At 71.2% G+C, this 18,761-nt stretch carries 2 protein-coding genes; both read left to right on the top strand.

Annotated features, from left to right (window positions below):
• Window positions 1-6: 6 nt before the first annotated feature.
• Window positions 7-15,924, top strand: coding sequence for an SDR family NAD(P)-dependent oxidoreductase (locus ACFV9T_RS13765; RefSeq protein WP_385439918.1), 15,918 nt, complete (start codon window positions 7-9; stop codon window positions 15,922-15,924).
• A gap of 45 nt (window positions 15,925-15,969) precedes the next feature.
• Window positions 15,970-18,761, top strand: a 2,792-nt coding sequence (locus ACFV9T_RS13760; protein WP_385439617.1) for a type I polyketide synthase, incomplete at its 3' end; no start/stop codon positions are given.

Below are 18,761 nucleotides of genomic sequence, written 5' to 3'. Positions count from 1 at the left end.
CCGATGGTGGACGAATCGTGGAGGAAGGTTATGTCGGCGCCAGACGAGCAGATCGTTCGGGCACTGCGCACCTCGCTGAAGGAGAACGCCAGGCTTGAGCAGGAGAACAGCGCACTCGTCGCGGCAGCCGCGGAGCCCATCGCGATCGTGTCGATGGCCTGCCGGTACGCGGGCGGCATCCGCGGCCCGGAGGACCTGTGGCAGGTGGTGTCCGAGGGCGCCGACGTGTACACCCCATTCCCCGATGACCGCGGCTGGGATCTTGAAGGCCTCTATCACCCGGACCCCGACAACCCCGGCACGACGTACGTGCGGGAGGGCGCCTTCCTGCACGACGCGGCGCAGTTCGACGCCGGGTTCTTCGGCATCTCGCCGCGTGAGGCCCTGGCGATGGATCCCCAGCAGCGGCAGCTGCTGGAGGTGTCCTGGGAGACCTTCGAGCGGGCCGGGATCGACCCCCACTCGGTGCGGGGCAGCGACGTCGGGGTGTTCGCCGGAATCGTGCACCAGGACTACGCGCCGGACCTCAGCGGGTTCGAGGGGTTCATGAGCCTGGAGCGCGCCCTGGGCACCGCGGGCGGTGTCGCCTCCGGGAGGATCGCCTACACGCTCGGGCTCGAAGGTCCCGCGGTGACCGTCGACACCATGTGCTCCTCTTCGCTGGTGGCCATGCACCTCGCCGCGCAGGCGCTGCGCCGGGGCGAATGCTCGATGGCGCTCGCGGGTGGCGCGACGGTGATGGCGACCCCGGGCGGGTTCGTCGGTTTCGCGCGCCAGCGGGCACTCGCCTTCGACGGGCGCTGCAAGTCCTACGCCGCGGGCGCCGACGGCTCCGGCTGGGCCGAGGGCGTTGGCGTGCTGCTGCTGGAGCGGCTGTCGGTGGCGCGCGAGCGCGGGCACCAGGTGCTCGCGGTGATCCGCGGCAGCGCGGTGAACCAGGACGGTGCCTCCAACGGCCTCACCGCGCCGAACGGGCCGTCGCAGCAGCGGGTCATCCGCAAGGCGCTGGCGGGCGCCGGGCTCTCGCCGTCCGATGTGGACGCGATCGAGGGCCACGGCACGGGGACGGTGCTGGGCGATCCGATCGAGGCGCAGGCGCTGCTGGCCACCTACGGGCAGGGCCGGGACCCGGAACACCCGCTGTGGCTCGGTTCGGTCAAGTCCGTCATCGGGCATACGCAGGCGGCGTCCGGCATCGCCGGCGTGATCAAGATGGTGCAGGCGCTGCGGCACGAGGTGCTCCCGAGGACCCTGCACGTGGACTCGCCCACCCCCCAGGTGGATTGGTCGGCGGGTTCGGTGCGGTTGTTGACCGACGCCCGCGACTGGCGGCGGAATGGTCATCCGCGCCGGGCCGGGGTGTCGTCGTTCGGGGCCAGCGGGACGAATGCGCACCTGATCATCGAGGAAGCGCCGGCCGACGAGGCGGAGCCCGTCTCGGCGGAGCCGGCGCCCGCGGGAGTGGTGCCGTTGGTGGTGTCGGCGGCTACCGCCGCTTCCCTGGCGGCGCAAGCGGAGCGCCTGGCGGCGTTCATCGAGGGCGTCGATGAGGTGCCGCTGGCGGCCGTGGCCGGGACGCTGGTGTCGGGCCGGGCCGTGCTGGGCGAGCGCGCGGTGGTGGTCGCAGGCTCGGACGAGGAGGCGCTGGCCGGGCTGGGCGCCTTGGCCCGGGGCGAGAACGCGTCCGGACTGGTGGCCGGTTCGGGTGTGCCGGGCAAGGTCGTGTGGGTGTTCCCGGGTCAGGGTTCGCAGTGGGTCGGCATGGGCCGGGAATTGCTGGATTCCTCGCCGGTGTTTGCTGGGCGGGTCGGGGAGTGCGCGGCCGCGTTGGAGCGGTGGGTCGACTGGTCCCTTGTGGACGTTTTGCGCGGCGAGGCCGATCCCGCGTTGCTGGGTCGGGTCGATGTTGTTCAGCCTGCCAGCTTCGCGGTGATGGTGAGTTTGGCTGCCGTGTGGGCCTCGGTGGGTGTGCAGCCCGACGCTGTGGTCGGCCATTCGCAGGGTGAGATTGCGGCGGCGTGTGTGGCGGGTGCATTGTCGCTTGAGGACGCGGCGCGGGTGGTTGCGTTGCGCAGCCAGGCCATTGCGGCGGAGTTGTCCGGTCGGGGCGGGATGGCCTCGGTCGCCTTGAGCGAGGACGACGTTGCTGCGCGGCTGGAGCCGTGGGCCGACCGGGTCGAGGTGGCTGCGGTCAACGGACCGTCCTCCGTGGTGATCGCCGGCGATGCCCAGGCGCTGGACGAGGTACGTGAAGTACTGGACGAGCAGGGTATTCGGGTGCGGCGGGTGGCGGTGGATTACGCCTCGCACACCCGGCATGTGGAGGACATCCGGGACACGCTCGCGGAAGCGCTGGCGGGGATCAGCGCGCAGGCTCCGACGGTGCCGTTCTACTCCACTGTCACCGGTGGTTGGGTGCAGGACGCCGGGATCCTCGATGGCGGCTACTGGTATCGCAACCTGCGTGGGCAGGTGGGTTTCGGCCCCGCGGTGGCGGATTTGCTCGGGCAGGGGCACGGGGTGTTCGTGGAGATCAGTGCGCACCCGGTGCTGGTTCAGCCGATCACCGAGATGCTCGATGACGGCCACGTTGATGTGGTGGTGAGCGGGTCGTTGCGGCGTGACGACGGTGGCCTGCGCCGGCTGCTGACCTCCATGGCCGAGCTGTTCGTCCGCGGTGTCCCCGTGGAATGGGCCGGTATTTTGCCCACCGGGGCGGCGTCTGCGCGGGTGGACCTGCCGACGTATGCCTTCGACCAACGGCACTACTGGCTCCAGATGGCCGAGACGGCAACGGATGCGGCGTCGTTGGGCCTGGCCGGAGCCGATCATCCGTTGTTGGGTGCGGTAGTGCCGTTGCCGCAGTCGGACGGGTTGGTGTTCACCTCTCGCGTGTCGTTGCGGTCGCATCCGTGGTTGGCCGACCACGCGATCGGTGGTGTCGTGCTCGTCCCCGGCACGGTGTACGTCGATCTCGCGGTGCGTGCGGGCGACGAGTTCGGCTACGGCGTTCTGGAAGAACTCGTGATCGAGGCGCCGCTGGTGCTGCCCGAGCACGGCGGGGTGCGACTGCAGGTCGCGGTGGGTGGACCGGGGGAGAACGGTTCGCGCGCGGTGGATGTGTACTCCCTGCGCGAGGACGCCACCGGTGAGGGCGGCGCGGATGTGTGGACACGGCACGCCACCGGATTCCTGGCAACCACGCCGCCTGCACGGGGATCGGAGCTGGGATTCGATTTCGCCGCTTGGCCGCCGTCGGGCGTGCAGCAGGTCGAGGTCGGGGACTTCTACGCCGACCTGGTTGAGCGCGGTTACGCTTATGGGCCCGCGTTCCAGGGCTTGCGGGCGGTGTGGCGGCGCGGCGAGGAGGTCTTCGCCGAGGTCGCCCTGCCCGACGAGCAGCGGGAGGACGCAGGCAAGTTCGGTATCCACCCAGCCTTGCTGGACGCCGCCCTCCACACGAACGCCTTCGCCAACCCGGACGACGACCGCAAGGTGCTGCCGTTCGCGTGGAACGGGCTGCTGTTGCACGCCGCGGGCGCCTCGGCACTGCGGGTTCGGGTCGCCCCGTGCGGCCTGGGCGCGCTGTCGTTCCAGGCCGCCGACGAGACCGGCGGCCTGGTGGTGACGATGGACTCGCTGGTGTCGCTGCCGGTGTCCGCCGAGCAGTTGGAGACCGCCGCGGGGGCGGTGAGTCGCGATTCGTTGTTCCGGGTGGAGTGGACCGAGCTGCCCCCGGCTCAGCGCAGGGATGTGCCGTCGTGGGCGGCGGTAGCCACGGCTGATGACGTGGCTGCCCTGGCGCAGAACACAGACGTGCCTGCGGTGGCGGTCCTGCACGCCGCCGGCGGCGACGACGAGGACGCGGCGCTGGCGTTGACCTCGCGGGTGCTGGAGGTCGTCCAGGCGTGGCTGGCCGCGGCCGGGTCGGAGGACTCGCGGCTGGTGGTGGTGACGCGGGGCGCGGTGCCTGCCGGTGGTGAGAGCACCGTGACCGACCCGGCTGCCGCGGCCGTCTGGGGTTTGGTCCGCGCCGCCCAGGCCGAGAACCCCAACCGGATCATCCTGATCGACACCGATCCCACCGGCCCAGCAGGCGCGGACCCGGTGCTGGGTTCGGCGCTGGCCGGCGACGAACCACAGCTCGCGGTGCGCGGAACGACCGTCTACGCGCCTCGGCTGGCCCATGCGAGCAGTCAGGCCCCGGATGTTCCAGCCGTGTTCGGCCCAGAGGGGACGGTTCTGGTCACGGGTGGCACCGGGTCATTGGGCGCCCTGGTGGCCCGGCATCTGGTGACTCGGCACGGCGTGCGGCGTTTGGTGCTGGCCAGTCGGCGGGGTCTGGATGCCGAGGGTGTGCAGGAGGTGGTCGCCGAGCTCACTGGGCAGGGCGCGAAGGTTTCGGTGGTCGCTTGCGATGTGTCCGACCGTGATCAGGTGGCGGACTTGCTGGCGTCGGTGCCTGATGAGCACCGGCTGGCCGGCGTGGTGCACATGGCGGGTGTGCTGGATGACGGGGTGATCGGGGCGTTGACCCCGGAGCGGCTCGCCGGGGTGTTCGCGCCGAAGGTGGCTGCGGTGCGGCACCTGGATGAGCTGACCCGTGGCATGGACCTCGACGCCTTCGTCGTGTTCTCGTCGGCTGCCGCGCTCATGGGGTCCGCCGGGCAGGGCAACTACGCGGCGGCGAACGCCTTCCTCGACGCGGCGATGGCCGCCCGGCGGGCGGCGGGCCTGCCGGGGCTGTCGCTGGCGTGGGGCCTGTGGGAGCAGACCAGCGGCCTGACCGCCAACCTCAGCGCCGTCGACCAGGCACGGATGAGCCGTGGCGGTGTGCTGGCGATGAGGCATGCCGAGGGCCTGGACATGTTCGACACCTGCCTGCACGCGGGCCAGGCACTGCTCGTGCCGATCAAGCTGGACCTGCGGACGCTGCGCTCCCAGGCCGCGGCAGGCGGGGAAGTCCCGCACCTGCTGCGCGGCCTGGTGCGCGCGGGTCGGCGCTTGGCGCGGTCGGCCGCCGGGGACGGCAGCGGGCTGGTCCGGAGGCTCGCCGGACTGTCCTCGGACGAGCAGGAGAGCATCCTGCTGAACATCGTCCAGGCCGAGGCAGCCGGTGTGCTGGGCTTCAGCGGCCCCGAGCTGGCGCAGGGCGACCGAGGGTTCAGCGACCTCGGGTTCGACTCCCTGACCGCGGTGGAGCTGCGGAACCGGTTGAGCGCGGCGACCGGGGTGAAGCTGCCCGCGACGCTGGTCTTCGACTACCCCACCCCGCTGGCGCTCGCCCGCCACCTGTGCGACGAGCTGGGCGACACGGTGGCCGACGCTCCCGCCGCGGTGGCGGCCGTCGCCGATCCCGATGAGCCGATCGCGATCGTCGGGATGGCGTGCCGCATGCCGGGCGATGTGGCGGATCCCGAGGATCTGTGGCGGATGGTGCACCAGGGCCGCGAGGGGATGTCGCCGTTCCCCGAGGACCGGGGTTGGGACCTGGCGGGCCTGTTCGACCCGGATCCCGACCGTGCGGGGACTTCGTACGCCACCAAGGGCGGATTCCTGGAGGGCGCGGGGCTTTTCGACCCGGGGTTCTTCGGGATTTCGCCGCGTGAGGCACTGGCGATGGATCCGCAGCAGCGGTTGTTGCTGGAGGCATCGTGGGAGGCGCTGGAGCGTGCGGGCATCGACCCGACCGCGGCGCGGGGCGACAACATCGGCGTCTTCTCCGGCGTCTCCATCCACGATTACCTGGAGTCCCTGAGCAACATGCCAGCGGAGCTCCAAGGCTTTGTCACGACCGCCACGGCGGGCAGCGTGGCATCGGGCCGGGTGTCCTATGCGTTCGGTTTCGAGGGTCCGGCGGTGACGATCGACACGGCGTGCTCGTCGTCGCTGGTGGCGATGCACCTTGCCGCCCAGGCGTTGCGGCAGGGTGAGTGTTCCATGGCGCTCGCCGGCGGTGTCGCCGTGATGGGATCGCCGATCGGGGTCCTCGGCATGTCGCGGCAGCGGGGGCTGGCCGAGGACGGGCGTTGCAAGGCGTTCGCCTCGGGTGCGGATGGGACGGTGCTGTCCGAGGGCATCGGTCTGGTGGTGCTTGAGCGGCTGTCGGTCGCGCGGGAACGCGGACACCGAGTGCTGGCCGTGATCCGCGGTAGTGCGGTGAATCAGGATGGTGCGTCGAATGGGTTGACGGCGCCGAATGGTCCGTCGCAGCAGCGGGTGATCCGCAGTGCGCTGGCGAGTGCGGGACTCTCGTCGTCCGATGTGGACGTTGTGGAGGCCCACGGGACCGGTACGGCTTTGGGCGATCCGATCGAGGCGCAGGCGTTGCTGGCCACGTATGGGCAGGACCGGGATCCTGAGAAGCCGCTTTGGTTGGGGTCGTTGAAGTCGAACATCGGTCACACGCAGGCGGCTGCCGGTGTGGCCAGTGTGATCAAAATGGTGCAGGCGCTGCGGCACGGTGTCATGCCCCCGACGCTGCACGTGGACGAGCCCACGAGTCAGGTGGATTGGTCCGCGGGTGCGGTGGAGTTGTTGACCGAGGCCCGGGAGTGGTCGCGGAACGGCCGTCCGCGTCGAGCGGGGGTGTCGTCGTTCGGGATCAGCGGGACGAATGCCCACCTGATCCTGGAGGAGGCGCCCGAGGAGCCGGTGTCGGCTGCCGAGGAGCCGCTGCCCGAAGCAGTGCCGTTGGTGGTGTCGGCGCGCAGCTCCGGTTCCCTGGCGGGTCAGGCCGGGCGGCTGGCGGCGTTCATCGAGGGTGCCGATGAGGTGCCGCTGATGCGTGTGGCGGGTTCCCTGCTGTCGACCCGGGCGGTGCTGGGCGAGCGTGCCGTGGTGGTGGCGGGCTCTGGCGAGGAGGCGCTGGCCGGGCTCGGTGCGCTGGCACGCCGCGAAAGCGCGGCCGGTGTGGTGACGGGCAGCGTCGGTGCGCCGGGGAAGCTGGTGTGGGTTTTTCCGGGCCAAGGCACGCAATGGCTGGGGATGGGCCGCGAGCTGCTGGACTCCTCTCCGGCGTTCGCGGAGCGGATCGGGGAGTGCGCCGCTGCGTTGGAGCAGTGGGTGGACTGGTCGCTTGTGGACGTGCTGCGCGGCGAGGCCGACCCCGAGTTGGTGGAGCGCGTCAACGTGCTGCAGCCAGCCAGCTTCGCCGTGATGGTGGGGTTGGCCGCGGTGTGGTCTTCCGCGGGTGTTGTGCCCGACGCGGTGCTGGGCCACTCCCAGGGGGAGATCGCGGCTGCGTGCGTTGCGGGTGCGTTGTCCCTTGAGGACGCGGTTCGGGTTGTGGCGTTGCGCAGTCAGGCCATTGCCGCGGAATTGTCCGGGCGTGGCGGCATGGCCTCCGTCGCCCTGGGCGAAAACGAGGTGGTCGCACGGTTGGCGCCGTGGGCCGGTCGCGTCGAAGTGGCGGCCGTGAACGGGCCTTCCTCGGTCGTGATCGCCGGCGACGCCGAAGCGCTGGCCGAGGCCGTGGAGGCGCTCTCCGGGCGGCGGGTTGCGGTGGACTACGCGTCGCACACCCGGCACGTGGAGGACATCCGCGACCGGCTGGCCGAGGCGCTGGCCGGGATCACGGCGCAGGCACCGGTCGTGCCGTTCTACTCCACCGTCACCGGGGACTGGATCCAGGACGCCGGCGTCGTCGATGGCGATTACTGGTACCGGAACCTCCGGAACCAGGTGGGTTTCGGCCCGGCGGTGGCCGATCTGATCGGCCGGGGGCACGGGGTGTTCGTGGAGGTCAGTGCCCACCCGGTGCTGGTCCAGCCGATTGCCGACGTCGTTGACGACACCGAGGCCGACGTCGTGGTGACCGGGTCGTTGCGGCGTGACGACGGTGGTTTGCGGCGGCTGCTGACGTCGATGGCCGAGCTGTTCGTCCGGGGTGTGGCGGTGGACTGGAGCGGTGTGCTGCCGCCGGCGGCCGGACGGGTGGAGCTGCCGACGTACGCCTTCGACCACCAGCACTACTGGCTCCACCCGGTTGCGGCGGCGGATGCGCCGTCGTTGGGGCTGGCCGGAGCCGATCATCCGCTGCTGGGCGCGGTGGTGCCGTTGCCGCAGTCGGACGGCTTGGTGTTCACCTCCCGGTTGTCGCTGCGGTCGCACCCGTGGCTGGCTGATCACGCGGTCGGTGGCGTCGCGGTCGTCCCGAGCGCCGGGCTGGTGGAACTGGCGGTACGTGCTGGCGACGAGGTCGGGTGCTCGGTGCTCGACGAGCTGGTGATCGAGGCCCCGCTCGTATGGCCCGAGCATGGCGGCGTGCGTGTGCAGGTCGCGCTGAGCGGACCGGGCGAGAACGGCTCGCGTACGGTGGACGTGTACTCGCTGCGCGATGGCGATGCGGATGGGTGGACGCGACATGCCACTGGCGGGCTGTCGAGCATGCTCGCGGCACAGGAGCGGTTCGACTTCGCTGCTTGGCCGCCGTCCGGTGCGCGCAAGGTCGACATCGAGGACTTCTACGCCGACCTGGCCGAGCGCGGTTTTGGTTGTGGGCCCGCGTTCCGGGGCCTGCGGGCGGTGTGGCGGCGAGGCGAGGAGGTGTTCGCCGAGGTCGCGCTGCCCGAGGAGCAGGGCGCGGAAGCGGGCGGGTTCGGCATCCACCCCGCGTTGCTGGACGCGGCCCTGCACCCGGCCTTGCTGGAGGCGAGCGAAGACGGGCAGGGTCTGCGGCAACCGCTGGACTGGAACGGGTTGGTGCTGCACGCCGCGGGCGCGTCAGCGCTACGGGTGCGGCTAGCGCCCGGCGGTTCCGGTGTGGTGTCGCTGGCCGCGGCGGATGAGGCCGGTGGCCTGGTCGTGACCGCGGATTCGCTCGGGTTCCGGACGGTGTCCGCCGAGCAGTTGGGGGCCGCCGCAGCCGACGCGGTACGCGCCAGCTCCCTGTTCCAAGTGGACTGGACCGAGCTGCCTCCGGTTCAGGCGGAGCCTTCGCCGTCGTGGGTGGCGGTGGCCACCGCCGAGGATGTGGCCGCTCTGACCGGTGGCGTGCCTGCGGCGGCGGTTGTGGAGGCTGTCGGCGAGGACGCCGCGCTGGCCTTGACCTCGCGAGTGTTGGGGGTTGTGCAGGCGTGGCTGGCGGGAGCCGAACTGGAGCAGTCGCGGCTGGTCGTCGCGACTCGTGGTGCGGTGCCCGCCGGCGGCGGCGTGGTGACCGACCCGGCCGCGGCGGCGGTGTGGGGTTTGGTTCGCGCCGCTCAGGCCGAGAACCCGGACCGGATCGTGCTGCTGGACCTGGACCCGACCATCGGTGGCAGTGCGGAATCTGTGCTGGGTTCGGTGCTGGCCAGTGGTGAGCCGCAGGTCGCGGTGCGCGGAACGTCCTGCTACGTCCCGCGGCTTGCCCGGGCCGCCGCGCCCTCCGATTCGCCTGCCGTGTTCGGTCCGGAAGGGACGGTCCTGGTCTCGGGTGCGGGCGTGTTGGGCGGTCTGGTGGCCAAGCAGCTGGTTGCGCTCCATGGTGTGCGGCATCTGGTGTTCGCCAGTCGGCGGGGCCGGGACGCCGAAGGTGTGGCGGAGTTGGTCGCCGAGCTCACGGAGCAGGGCGCACAGGTGTCGGTGGTCGCTTGCGACGTCTCCGACCGTGACCAGGTGGCGGACCTGCTGGCATCCGTGCCCGCCGAGCACCGCTTGACCGGTGTGGTGCACACGGCCGGCGTGCTGGATGCGGGCGTGATCGAGACGTTGACCCCGGACCGGCTGGCCCGGGTGTTCGCGCCCAAGGTGGACGCGGCGCGGCATCTCGATGAGTTGACCCGCGGCCTCGATCTCGATGCGTTCGTCGTCTACTCCTCGGTTTCCTCGGTGTTCATGGGGGCCGGCAGTGGCAGTTACGCGGCGGCGAACGCGTTCCTGGACGGATTGATGGCCAACCGCCGGGCGGCCGGTCTTCCGGGGTTGTCGCTGGCGTGGGGCCTGTGGGAGCAGGCCACTGGCATGGCGGCCAACACCGACGACCGCACCAGGGCCCGGATGAACCGGCGTGGCGGACTGCGGTTGATGACGCAGGCGGAGGGCATGGACCTGTTCGACGCCGCTCTCGGGTCGGAGCAGGCGTTGTTGGTGCCCGCCAAACTGGACCTGCGCGGGGTGCGCACCGATGCCGCCGCAGGCGGCGCGGTGCCGCACGTGCTGCGCGGTCTGGTCCGCACCGGGAGGCAGCAGGCGCGCTCGGTCGGCACCAGCGAGGAGCGTGATCGGCTGTCCGACCGGCTGGCCGGGCTCAGCCCGGCAGACCAGCTGACGCTGCTCCTGGACATGGTTCGCGGTCAGGTTGCGGCCGTGCTCGGGCACGCCGAAGCGGGGGCCGTTCGGGCGGACACGGCGTTCAAGGACGCCGGGTTCGACTCGCTCACCGCGGTGGAGCTGCGCAACCGGCTGCGTGCGGCCACCGGCCTGAAGCTCCCCGCCACGCTGGTCTTCGACCACCCGAACCCGCAGGCCCTCGCCCGCAACCTGCGCGACGAACTGGGCGACGTGGCGCCGACGCCGCCGGAACCGGCGGTCGTGGTGGCCGATGCGGGGGAGCCGATCGCCATCGTGGGCATGGCGTGCCGGTTGCCGGGCGGGGTGGCCGGACCGGCGGACCTGTGGCAGTTGGTGGCCGAGCGTCGGGACGCGGTGGCGGGGTTCCCCGAGGACCGCGGCTGGGACCTGGAGGCCCTGTTCGACCCGGACCCGGCCCGGCCGGGCACCTCGTACACGGCTCGGGGTGGTTTCCTCTACGAGGCGGGGCTTTTCGATGCGGGGTTCTTCGGGATCTCGCCGCGCGAGGCGTTGGCGATGGATCCGCAGCAGCGGTTGCTGCTGGAGACCTCGTGGGAGGCGCTGGAAGACGCGGGCGTCGATGCGACCTCGTTGCAGGGCACCGATGTCGGCGTGTTCACCGGGGCTTTCGGCCAGGGCTACGTCGCGCCGGGGGCCGCTGTGGTCACGCCGGAGCTGGAGGGTTTCGCGGGCACGGGCGGGTCGTCGAGCGTGGCGTCGGGTCGGGTGTCCTATGTGTTCGGTTTCGAGGGACCGGCGGTCACGATCGACACAGCCTGTTCTTCGTCGCTGGTCGCGATGCACCTGGCCGCGCAAGCGCTGCGGCAGGGCGAGTGCTCGATGGCGCTGGCCGGCGGCGCGACGGTGATGGCGAATCCCGGGGCCTTCGTCGAGTTCTCCCGGCAGCAGGGCCTCGCCGTTGACGGGCGCTGCAAGGCGTTCGCCGCCGCGGCCGACGGCACCGGCTGGGCCGAGGGCGTCGGCGTGGTGGTGTTGGAGCGGTTGTCGGTGGCGCGGGAGCGTGGGCACCGGATCTTGGCGGTGCTGCGTGGCAGTGCGGTGAACCAGGATGGTGCGTCGAACGGCCTGACGGCGCCGAATGGTCCTTCGCAGCAGCGGGTGATCCGCCGGGCCCTGGCCAACGCCGGACTGGCTTCGTCTGATGTGGACGTGGTGGAGGCCCACGGGACGGGAACCGCCCTGGGCGATCCGATCGAGGCCCAGGCGTTGCTGGCCACCTACGGGCAGGGCCGGCACCCCGAGAAGCCGTTGTGGCTGGGGTCGTTGAAGTCGAACCTCGGCCACGCGCAGGCCGCCGCGGGCGTGGCGAGCGTGATCAAGATGGTGCAGGCGCTGCGGCACGAGGTGCTGCCGGCGACCCTGCACGTGGACGCACCCACGCCCGAAGTGGACTGGTCCGCAGGTGCGGTCGAGTTGCTGACCGACGCCCGCGACTGGCGGCGCAGCGGTCATCCGCGCCGGGCCGGGGTGTCCGCGTTCGGCGTCAGCGGGACGAATGCGCACCTGATCCTGGAGGAGGCGCCGCCGGAGGACGTGGCACCCGGCTCGGCGGACATCGCTGTCCCGGATGTGCTGCCCGTCGTGGTGTCCGCGCGCAGCACCAGGTCGTTGGCGGTTCAGGCTGGTCGGCTGGCGGCGTTCATCGAGGGCGCCGACGAGGTGCCGCTGGCGAGTGCGGCCGGGGCGTTGGTGTCCGGTCGGGCCGCGCTGACCGAGCGTGCCGTGGTGGTGGCGGGCTCCGGTGCCGAGGCGGTGGCCGGGCTCGGGGCGTTGACCCGCGGCGAGACCGCGTCCGGTGTGGTCGCCGGTAGAGCGGGTGCGCCGGGCAAGGTCGTGTGGGTGTTCCCGGGCCAAGGCTCGCATTGGGTCGGGATGGGCCGGGAGTTGATGGATTCCTCCCCTGTCTTCGCCGAGCGGATCGCCGAATGCGCGGTCGCGTTGGAGCGGTGGGTGGACTGGTCGCTGATCGATGTGCTGCGCGGCCAGGCCGACCCGGAGTTGATGGACCGGGTCGACGTGCTGCAGCCGGCCGGCTTCGCCATGGCGGTGGGCTTGGCCGCGGTGTGGCGGTCGTGCGGGCTGCGGCCGGACGCCGTGGTCGGCCACTCGCAGGGTGAGATTGCGGCCGCGTGTGCCGCGGGTGCGTTGTCCCTTGAGGACGCCGCTCGGGTGGTGGCGTTGCGCAGTCAGGCGATTGCCGCGGAGTTGTCCGGGCGCGGCGGCATGGCCTCCGTCGCGTTGAGCGAAGACGACGCGGCCGCGCGGTTGGCGCCGTGGGCGGACCGGGTGCAGGTCGCCGCGGTCAACAGCCCCACCTCGGTGGTGATCGCAGGCGAAGCCCAAGCGCTGGACCAAGCGGTCGACGCGCTGTCGAGCGGAGGCGTCCGGGTGCGGCGGGTGGCGGTGGACTACGCGTCGCACACCCGGCACGTGGAGGACATTCGCGACCGGCTGGCGGAGGCGCTGGCCGGGATCACGGCGCAGGCGCCGGTGGTGCCGTTCTACTCGACCGTGACCGGGGACTGGATCCAGGACGCCGGTGTTGTGGATGGCGATTACTGGTTCCGGAACCTGCGGAATCGGGTGGGTTTCGGCCCGGCGGTGGTCGATCTGGTCGGCCTGGGGCATGGGGTGTTCGTGGAGGTCAGTGCTCATCCGGTGTTGGTCCAGCCGATCAGCGAGATCGTGGACGACACCGTGGACGGCACCGGGGCCGACGTTGTGGTGGCGGGGTCGTTGCGGCGTGCGGACGGTGGTTTGCGGCGGTTGCTGACGTCGATGGCCGAGCTGTTCGTCCGGGGTGTGGCGGTGGACTGGGGTGGTGTGCTTCCGCCGGTGGCCGGACGCGTCGACCTGCCGACCTACGCCTTCGACCACCACCACTACTGGCTGCAGCAGCCCGTCGAGCCGGCCACCGACGCGACGTCGCTGGGACAGGCGGCGACCGATCACCCGCTGCTGGGCGCGGTCGTGCAGCTGCCGCAGTCGGACGGTTTGGTGTTCACCTCGCGGTTGTCGTTGCGGTCGCACCCGTGGCTGGCTGATCACGCGGTCAGCGGTGTCGTGATCGTCCCTGGCAGCGGACTGGTCGAGATGGCCGTGCGGGCCGGTGACGAGGCCGGGTGCTCCATCCTGGACGAGCTGGTGATCGAGGCGCCGCTGGTGGTGCCCGAGCAGGGTGGGGTCCGTGTGCAGGTCGCCCTGAGCGGACCGGGCGAGAACGGTTCGCGCACGGTGGACGTGTATTCCCGACGCGACGGCGGCACGGGTGCGTGGACGCGGCATGCCACCGGTTTGCTGTCGGCGGCGCCGAGCGGCAGCGGCGCCGGGTTCGACTTCACCGCTTGGCCGCCGCCGGACGCGGAGCAGGTCGACGTCGAGGACTTCTACGCCGACCTGGCCGAGCGCGGCTACGCCTACGGGCCCGCGTTCCAGGGCCTGCGGGCGGTGTGGCGGCGCGGCGACGAGGTGTTCGCCGAGGCCGCCCTGCCCGAGGACCTGCGCACGGAGGCAGGCGGCTTCGGCGTTCACCCGGCGTTGCTGGATGCTGCCCTGCAGGCCACTACGGCCGGTACCGCGGCGGAAGATCCCGGGGAGCCGGTGCTGGCCTTCGCGTGGAACGGGTTCGTGTTGCACGCCGCGGGTGCTTCGGCGTTGCGGGTGTGGATAACGCCGCACGGCCCGGATGCGCTGTCCGTTGCGGCTGCCGACGAGACCGGTGGTCTGGTGCTGACGATGGACTCTTTGGTGTCCCGGCAGGTGTCCGCGAATCAGCTGGGGGCCGCGGAGGTCCGGGACTCGGTGTTCCGGGTGGATTGGACCGAATTGCCCCTGGCTCAGGCGGAGCCTTCGCCGTTGTGGGTGCCGGTAGCCACCGCCGATGACGTGACGGCCCTGGCCCAGGGCGCAGATGTGCCGCCGGTGGCAGTCGTGGAAGCCGTCGGCGGCGGCGATGCCGACGCGGCGCTGGCGGTGACGTCCCGGGTGCTGGAGGTCGTGCAGGCATGGCTGGCCGCGCCCCCGCTCGAAGAGTCGCGGCTGGTCGTGCGGACCCGCGGCGCGGTGCCTGCCGGTGATGGGCCTGCCGGTGAGGGGACGGTGACCGACCCGGCCGCGGCGGCGGTGTGGGGACTGATCCGCTCCGCTCAAGCCGAGAACCCGGACCGGATCATCCTGCTGGACAGCGACCCTGCTGCCGGGGCTGACGCGGATCTGGTGCTGGCGAGCGGCGAGCCGCAGCTCGCCATGCGCGGGACGACCCTCTCCGTTCCTCGACTTGCCCGTACCACCGGTCAGGTCCTGGATGGCCCGGTCTCTTTCAGCCAGGACGGGACGGTTCTGGTCTCGGGTTCGGGATCGCTGGGCGGTCTGGTGGCTCGGCATCTGGTGACTCGGCACGGTGTGCGGCGTTTGGTGCTGGCCAGTAGGAGGGGCCCGGATGCCGACGGTGTGGCGGAGTTGGTCGCCGAGCTGACCGAGCTGGGCGCGGAGGTGTCGGTGGTTGCTTGCGACGTCTCCGACCGCGACCAGGTGGCGAACCTGTTGGTGTCCGTGCCCGACGAGCACCGGCTGACCGGTGTGGTGCACACGGCGGGTGTCTTCGACGACGGGGTGATCACAGCACTGACCCCGGACCGGTTGGCCGGGGTGTTCGCGCCCAAGGTCGACGCGGTGCGGCACCTGGACGAGTTGACCCGCGGCATGGACCTGGACGCGTTCGTCGTGTTCTCGTCGGTCGCAGGAGTGGTCGGCGGCGGGGGTCAGGGCAGTTACGCGGCGGCGAACGCGTTCCTGGACGGGCTGATGGCCAACCGCCGGGCGGCGGGCCTGCCGGGTTCGTCGCTGGCCTGGGGCCTGTGGGAACGGAGCACCGGCATGGCCGCCCACCTCGGCAACGTCGACCACGCGCGGGCGAGCCGCGGCGGCGTCCTGGAGCTGACCCGAGCCGAGGGCCTGGAGATGTTCGACGTCGCGTTGCGCATGGACCAAGCGCTGCTGGTGCCGATCAAGCTGGACCTGGACGCGCTGCGGGCGGACGCGGCGGCCGGTGGCGCGGTGCCGCACCTGTTCCGGGGTCTGGTCCGGACGGGCAGGCAGCAGGCGCGAGCGGCGGTTGTGGAGGACAACGCCCTGGTTCGTCGGCTGGCGGGTCTCGATTCGGCTGAGCAGGAGGAGTTGCTCGTCGGTCTGGTTCGCGGTCAGGTCGCTGCTGTGCTCGGGTATTCGGGGCCGGAGGCGGTTCGGGCGGATGTGGCGTTCAAGGATGCTGGGTTCGATTCGTTGACGTCGGTGGAGCTGCGGAACCGGTTGCGTGCGGAGACCGGGTTGAAGTTGCCGCCCACACTGGTCTTCGACTACCCGACCCCACTGGTGCTCGCCCACCACCTGCGAACGCAGCTGCTCCCGGACGGCGGCGCGCCCGGCGCCGACGTGGACGAGGCACGGCTGCGGGAGGCGCTTGCGTCGGTCCCGCTGGCCCGGCTTCGAGAAGCGGGACTGGTGGACGCCCTGCTCAAGCTGGCCGCCCCGGGCGAGCCGGACAGCGGCGCCGCGGACGAGGCCGGCGCGGAACCGGCGATCGCCGAGCTGGACGTCGACGACCTCGTGGAACTGGCGCTCGGCAGTGAGTAGTCCCGTGCGGCCCGGCATCTGGCACCGAGTGATTGGGGCGTTTTGGTGAGTGCGTCATATGAAAAGGTCGTCGCGGCGCTGCGGAAGTCGATGGCGGAGGCGGCCGAGCTGAAGAAGCGCAACCGCCAACTCCTCAGCGCGTCCCGCGAGCCGATCGCCATCGTCGGGATGGCCTGCCGGTTGCCGGGTGGCGTTGCGGGGCCACAGGACCTGTGGCGGCTGGTGTCCGAAGGCCGGGACGCGGTGTCGGGCTTCCCCGCCGACCGCGGCTGGGATCTGGATTCCCTGTTCGATCCGGACCCGGACCGTTCGGGCACCTCGTACGTCAGCCGGGGTGGTTTCCTGGACGGCGCGGGGCTTTTCGACGCCGGCTTCTTCGGGATTTCGCCGCGTGAGGCGTTGGCGATGGACCCGCAGCAGCGGTTGCTGCTGGAGGCATCGTGGGAGGCCTTCGAGGACGCGGGCATTGATCCGATTTCGTTGCAGAACAACGATGTCGGCGTGTTCGTCGGGGAGTCCGGGCAGGGCTACGGGGCTGGTGTGGTCGGGCCGGAGATGCAGAGCTTCGCGGGCACCGGGGTGGCGTCGAGCGTGGCGTCCGGCCGGGTGTCCTATGTGTTCGGTTTCGAGGGTCCTGCGGTGACGATCGATACCGCGTGCTCGTCGTCGCTGGTGGCGATGCACCTCGCCGCGCAGGCGTTGCGGCAGGGTGAGTGCTCGATGGCACTCGCCGGCGGGGTGATGGTGATGTCGAGCCCCAATTCGTTCGTCGGGTTCTCCCGGCAGCGGGGGCTGGCCGGGGATGGGCGGTGCAAGGCGTTTGCGGATGGCGCGGACGGGATGGGGCTGTCCGAGGGCGTCGGTGTGGTGCTCCTTGAACGGTTGTCGGTGGCGCACGAGCGTGGCCACCGGGTGTTGGCGGTGTTGCGCGGCACTGCGGTGAACCAAGACGGTGCTTCCAACGGATTGACCGCACCGAACGGGCCTTCGCAGCAGCGGGTGATCCGCAGCTCGCTGGCGAGCGCCGGGCTCTCACCATCCGATGTGGACGTTGTGGAGGGGCACGGGACCGGGACGTCCTTGGGTGATCCCATTGAGGCGCAGGCGTTGCTGGCCACGTATGGGCAGGGCCGGGATCCTGGGAAGCCGTTGTGGTTGGGGTCGTTGAAGTCCAACATCGGGCATGCGCAGGCGGCTGCCGGTGTGGCGAGCGTGATCAAGATTGTGCAGGCGTTGCGGCATGGTGTTATGCCGCCCACCTTGCACGTCGATGAGCCCACCACAGCGGTGGACTGGTCCGAGGGCGCGGTGGAGTTGTTGACCGAGGCCCGGGAGTGGTCGCGGAACGGCCGTCCGCGTCGAGCGGGGGTGTCGTCGTTCGGGATCAGCGGGACGAATGCCCACTTGATCATCGAGGAAGCTCCCGAGGACCCGGTGCTTGCCGAAGAGGTGACGCCCCCGAGCGCGGTGCCGCTGGTGGTGTCGGCCCGGAGTGCTGGTTCGCTGACGGGTCAGGCCGGGCGGCTGGCGGCGTTCATCGAGGGTGCCGATGAGGTGCCGCTGATGCGTGTGGCGGGTTCCCTGCTGTCGACCCGGGCGGTGCTGGGCGAGCGTGCCGTGGTGGTGGCGGGCTCTGGCGAGGAGGCGCTGGCCGGGCTCGGTGCGCTGGCACGCGGCGAGGACGCCCCCGCTCTAGTGACCGGCAGTGCGGCTGGGGGTGTGCCGGGCCGGGTCGTGTGGGTGTTCCCGGGTCAGGGTTCGCAGTGGGTTGGCATGGGTCGGGAGTTGCTGGATTCGTCCCCGGTGTTTTCTGAGCGAGTCGGGGAGTGTGCGGCCGCGTTGGAGCGGTGGGTGGATTGGTCCCTTGTGGACGTACTCCGCGGCGACACTGACGCAGGGCGGTTGGATCGTGTTGATGTTGTTCAGCCTGCCAGTTTTGCGGTGATGGTGGGTTTGGCCGCGGTGTGGGCGTCGGTGGGCGTGCGGCCCGATGCTGTCGTCGGCCATTCGCAGGGTGAGATCGCCGCTGCGTGTGTTTCGGGTGCGTTGTCCCTGGAAGATGCGGCGCGGGTGGTGGCGTTGCGCAGCCAGGCCATCGCCAGGGAGCTTTCCGGCCGGGGCGGCATGGCCTCGGTCGCCTTGAGCGAGGACGATGCGGCCGTTCAGTTGCAGCCGTGGGCGGATCGGGTGGAAGTGGCGGCGGTCAACAGCCCGTCGTCCGTGGTGATCGCTGGGGATGCCGGGGCGCTGGATGAGGCGCTGGAAGTGTTGTCGAGCAAGGAAGTTCGGGTGCGGCGGGTGGCGGTGGATTATGCCTCGCACACCCGGCATGTGGAGGACATCCGGGACACGCTCGCGGTAGCGCTGGCCGACATTACTGCGCAGGTGCCGGTGGTGCCGTTCTACTCGACCGTCACCGGCGAGTGGGTACAGGGCGCCGGGATTCTGGACGGCGACTACTGGTACCGGAACCTGCGTAATCAGGTGCGTTTCGGCCCGGCGGTGGTCGGTCTGCTCGGCCGAGGGCACGGGGTGTTCCTGGAGGTCAGTGCGCACCCGGTGCTTGTCCAGCCGATCAGCGAGATCGTGGACGACGCCGATGTGGTGGTGACTGGGTCGTTGCGGCGTGATGGCGGTGGCCTGCGGCGGCTGCTGACGTCGATGGCCGAGTTGTTCGTCCGGGGTGTTCCCGTAAACTGGGCCACGATGCTGCCCGCCGGGGCGGCGTCTGCAGGGGTGGACCTGCCGACGTATGCCTTCGACCACCAGCACTATTGGCTCCAGTCGGCGGAGTCGGCGACCGACGCGGCGTCGTTGGGTCAATCGGTCACGGATCA

The sequence above is a fragment of the Streptomyces sp. NPDC059850 genome (assembly GCF_042731515.1).
Classification (GTDB): domain Bacteria; phylum Actinomycetota; class Actinomycetes; order Streptomycetales; family Streptomycetaceae; genus Streptomyces.
The sequence above is the reverse complement of the archived record's forward strand: the minus strand, read 5'-3'. Positions and strand labels throughout refer to the sequence as shown.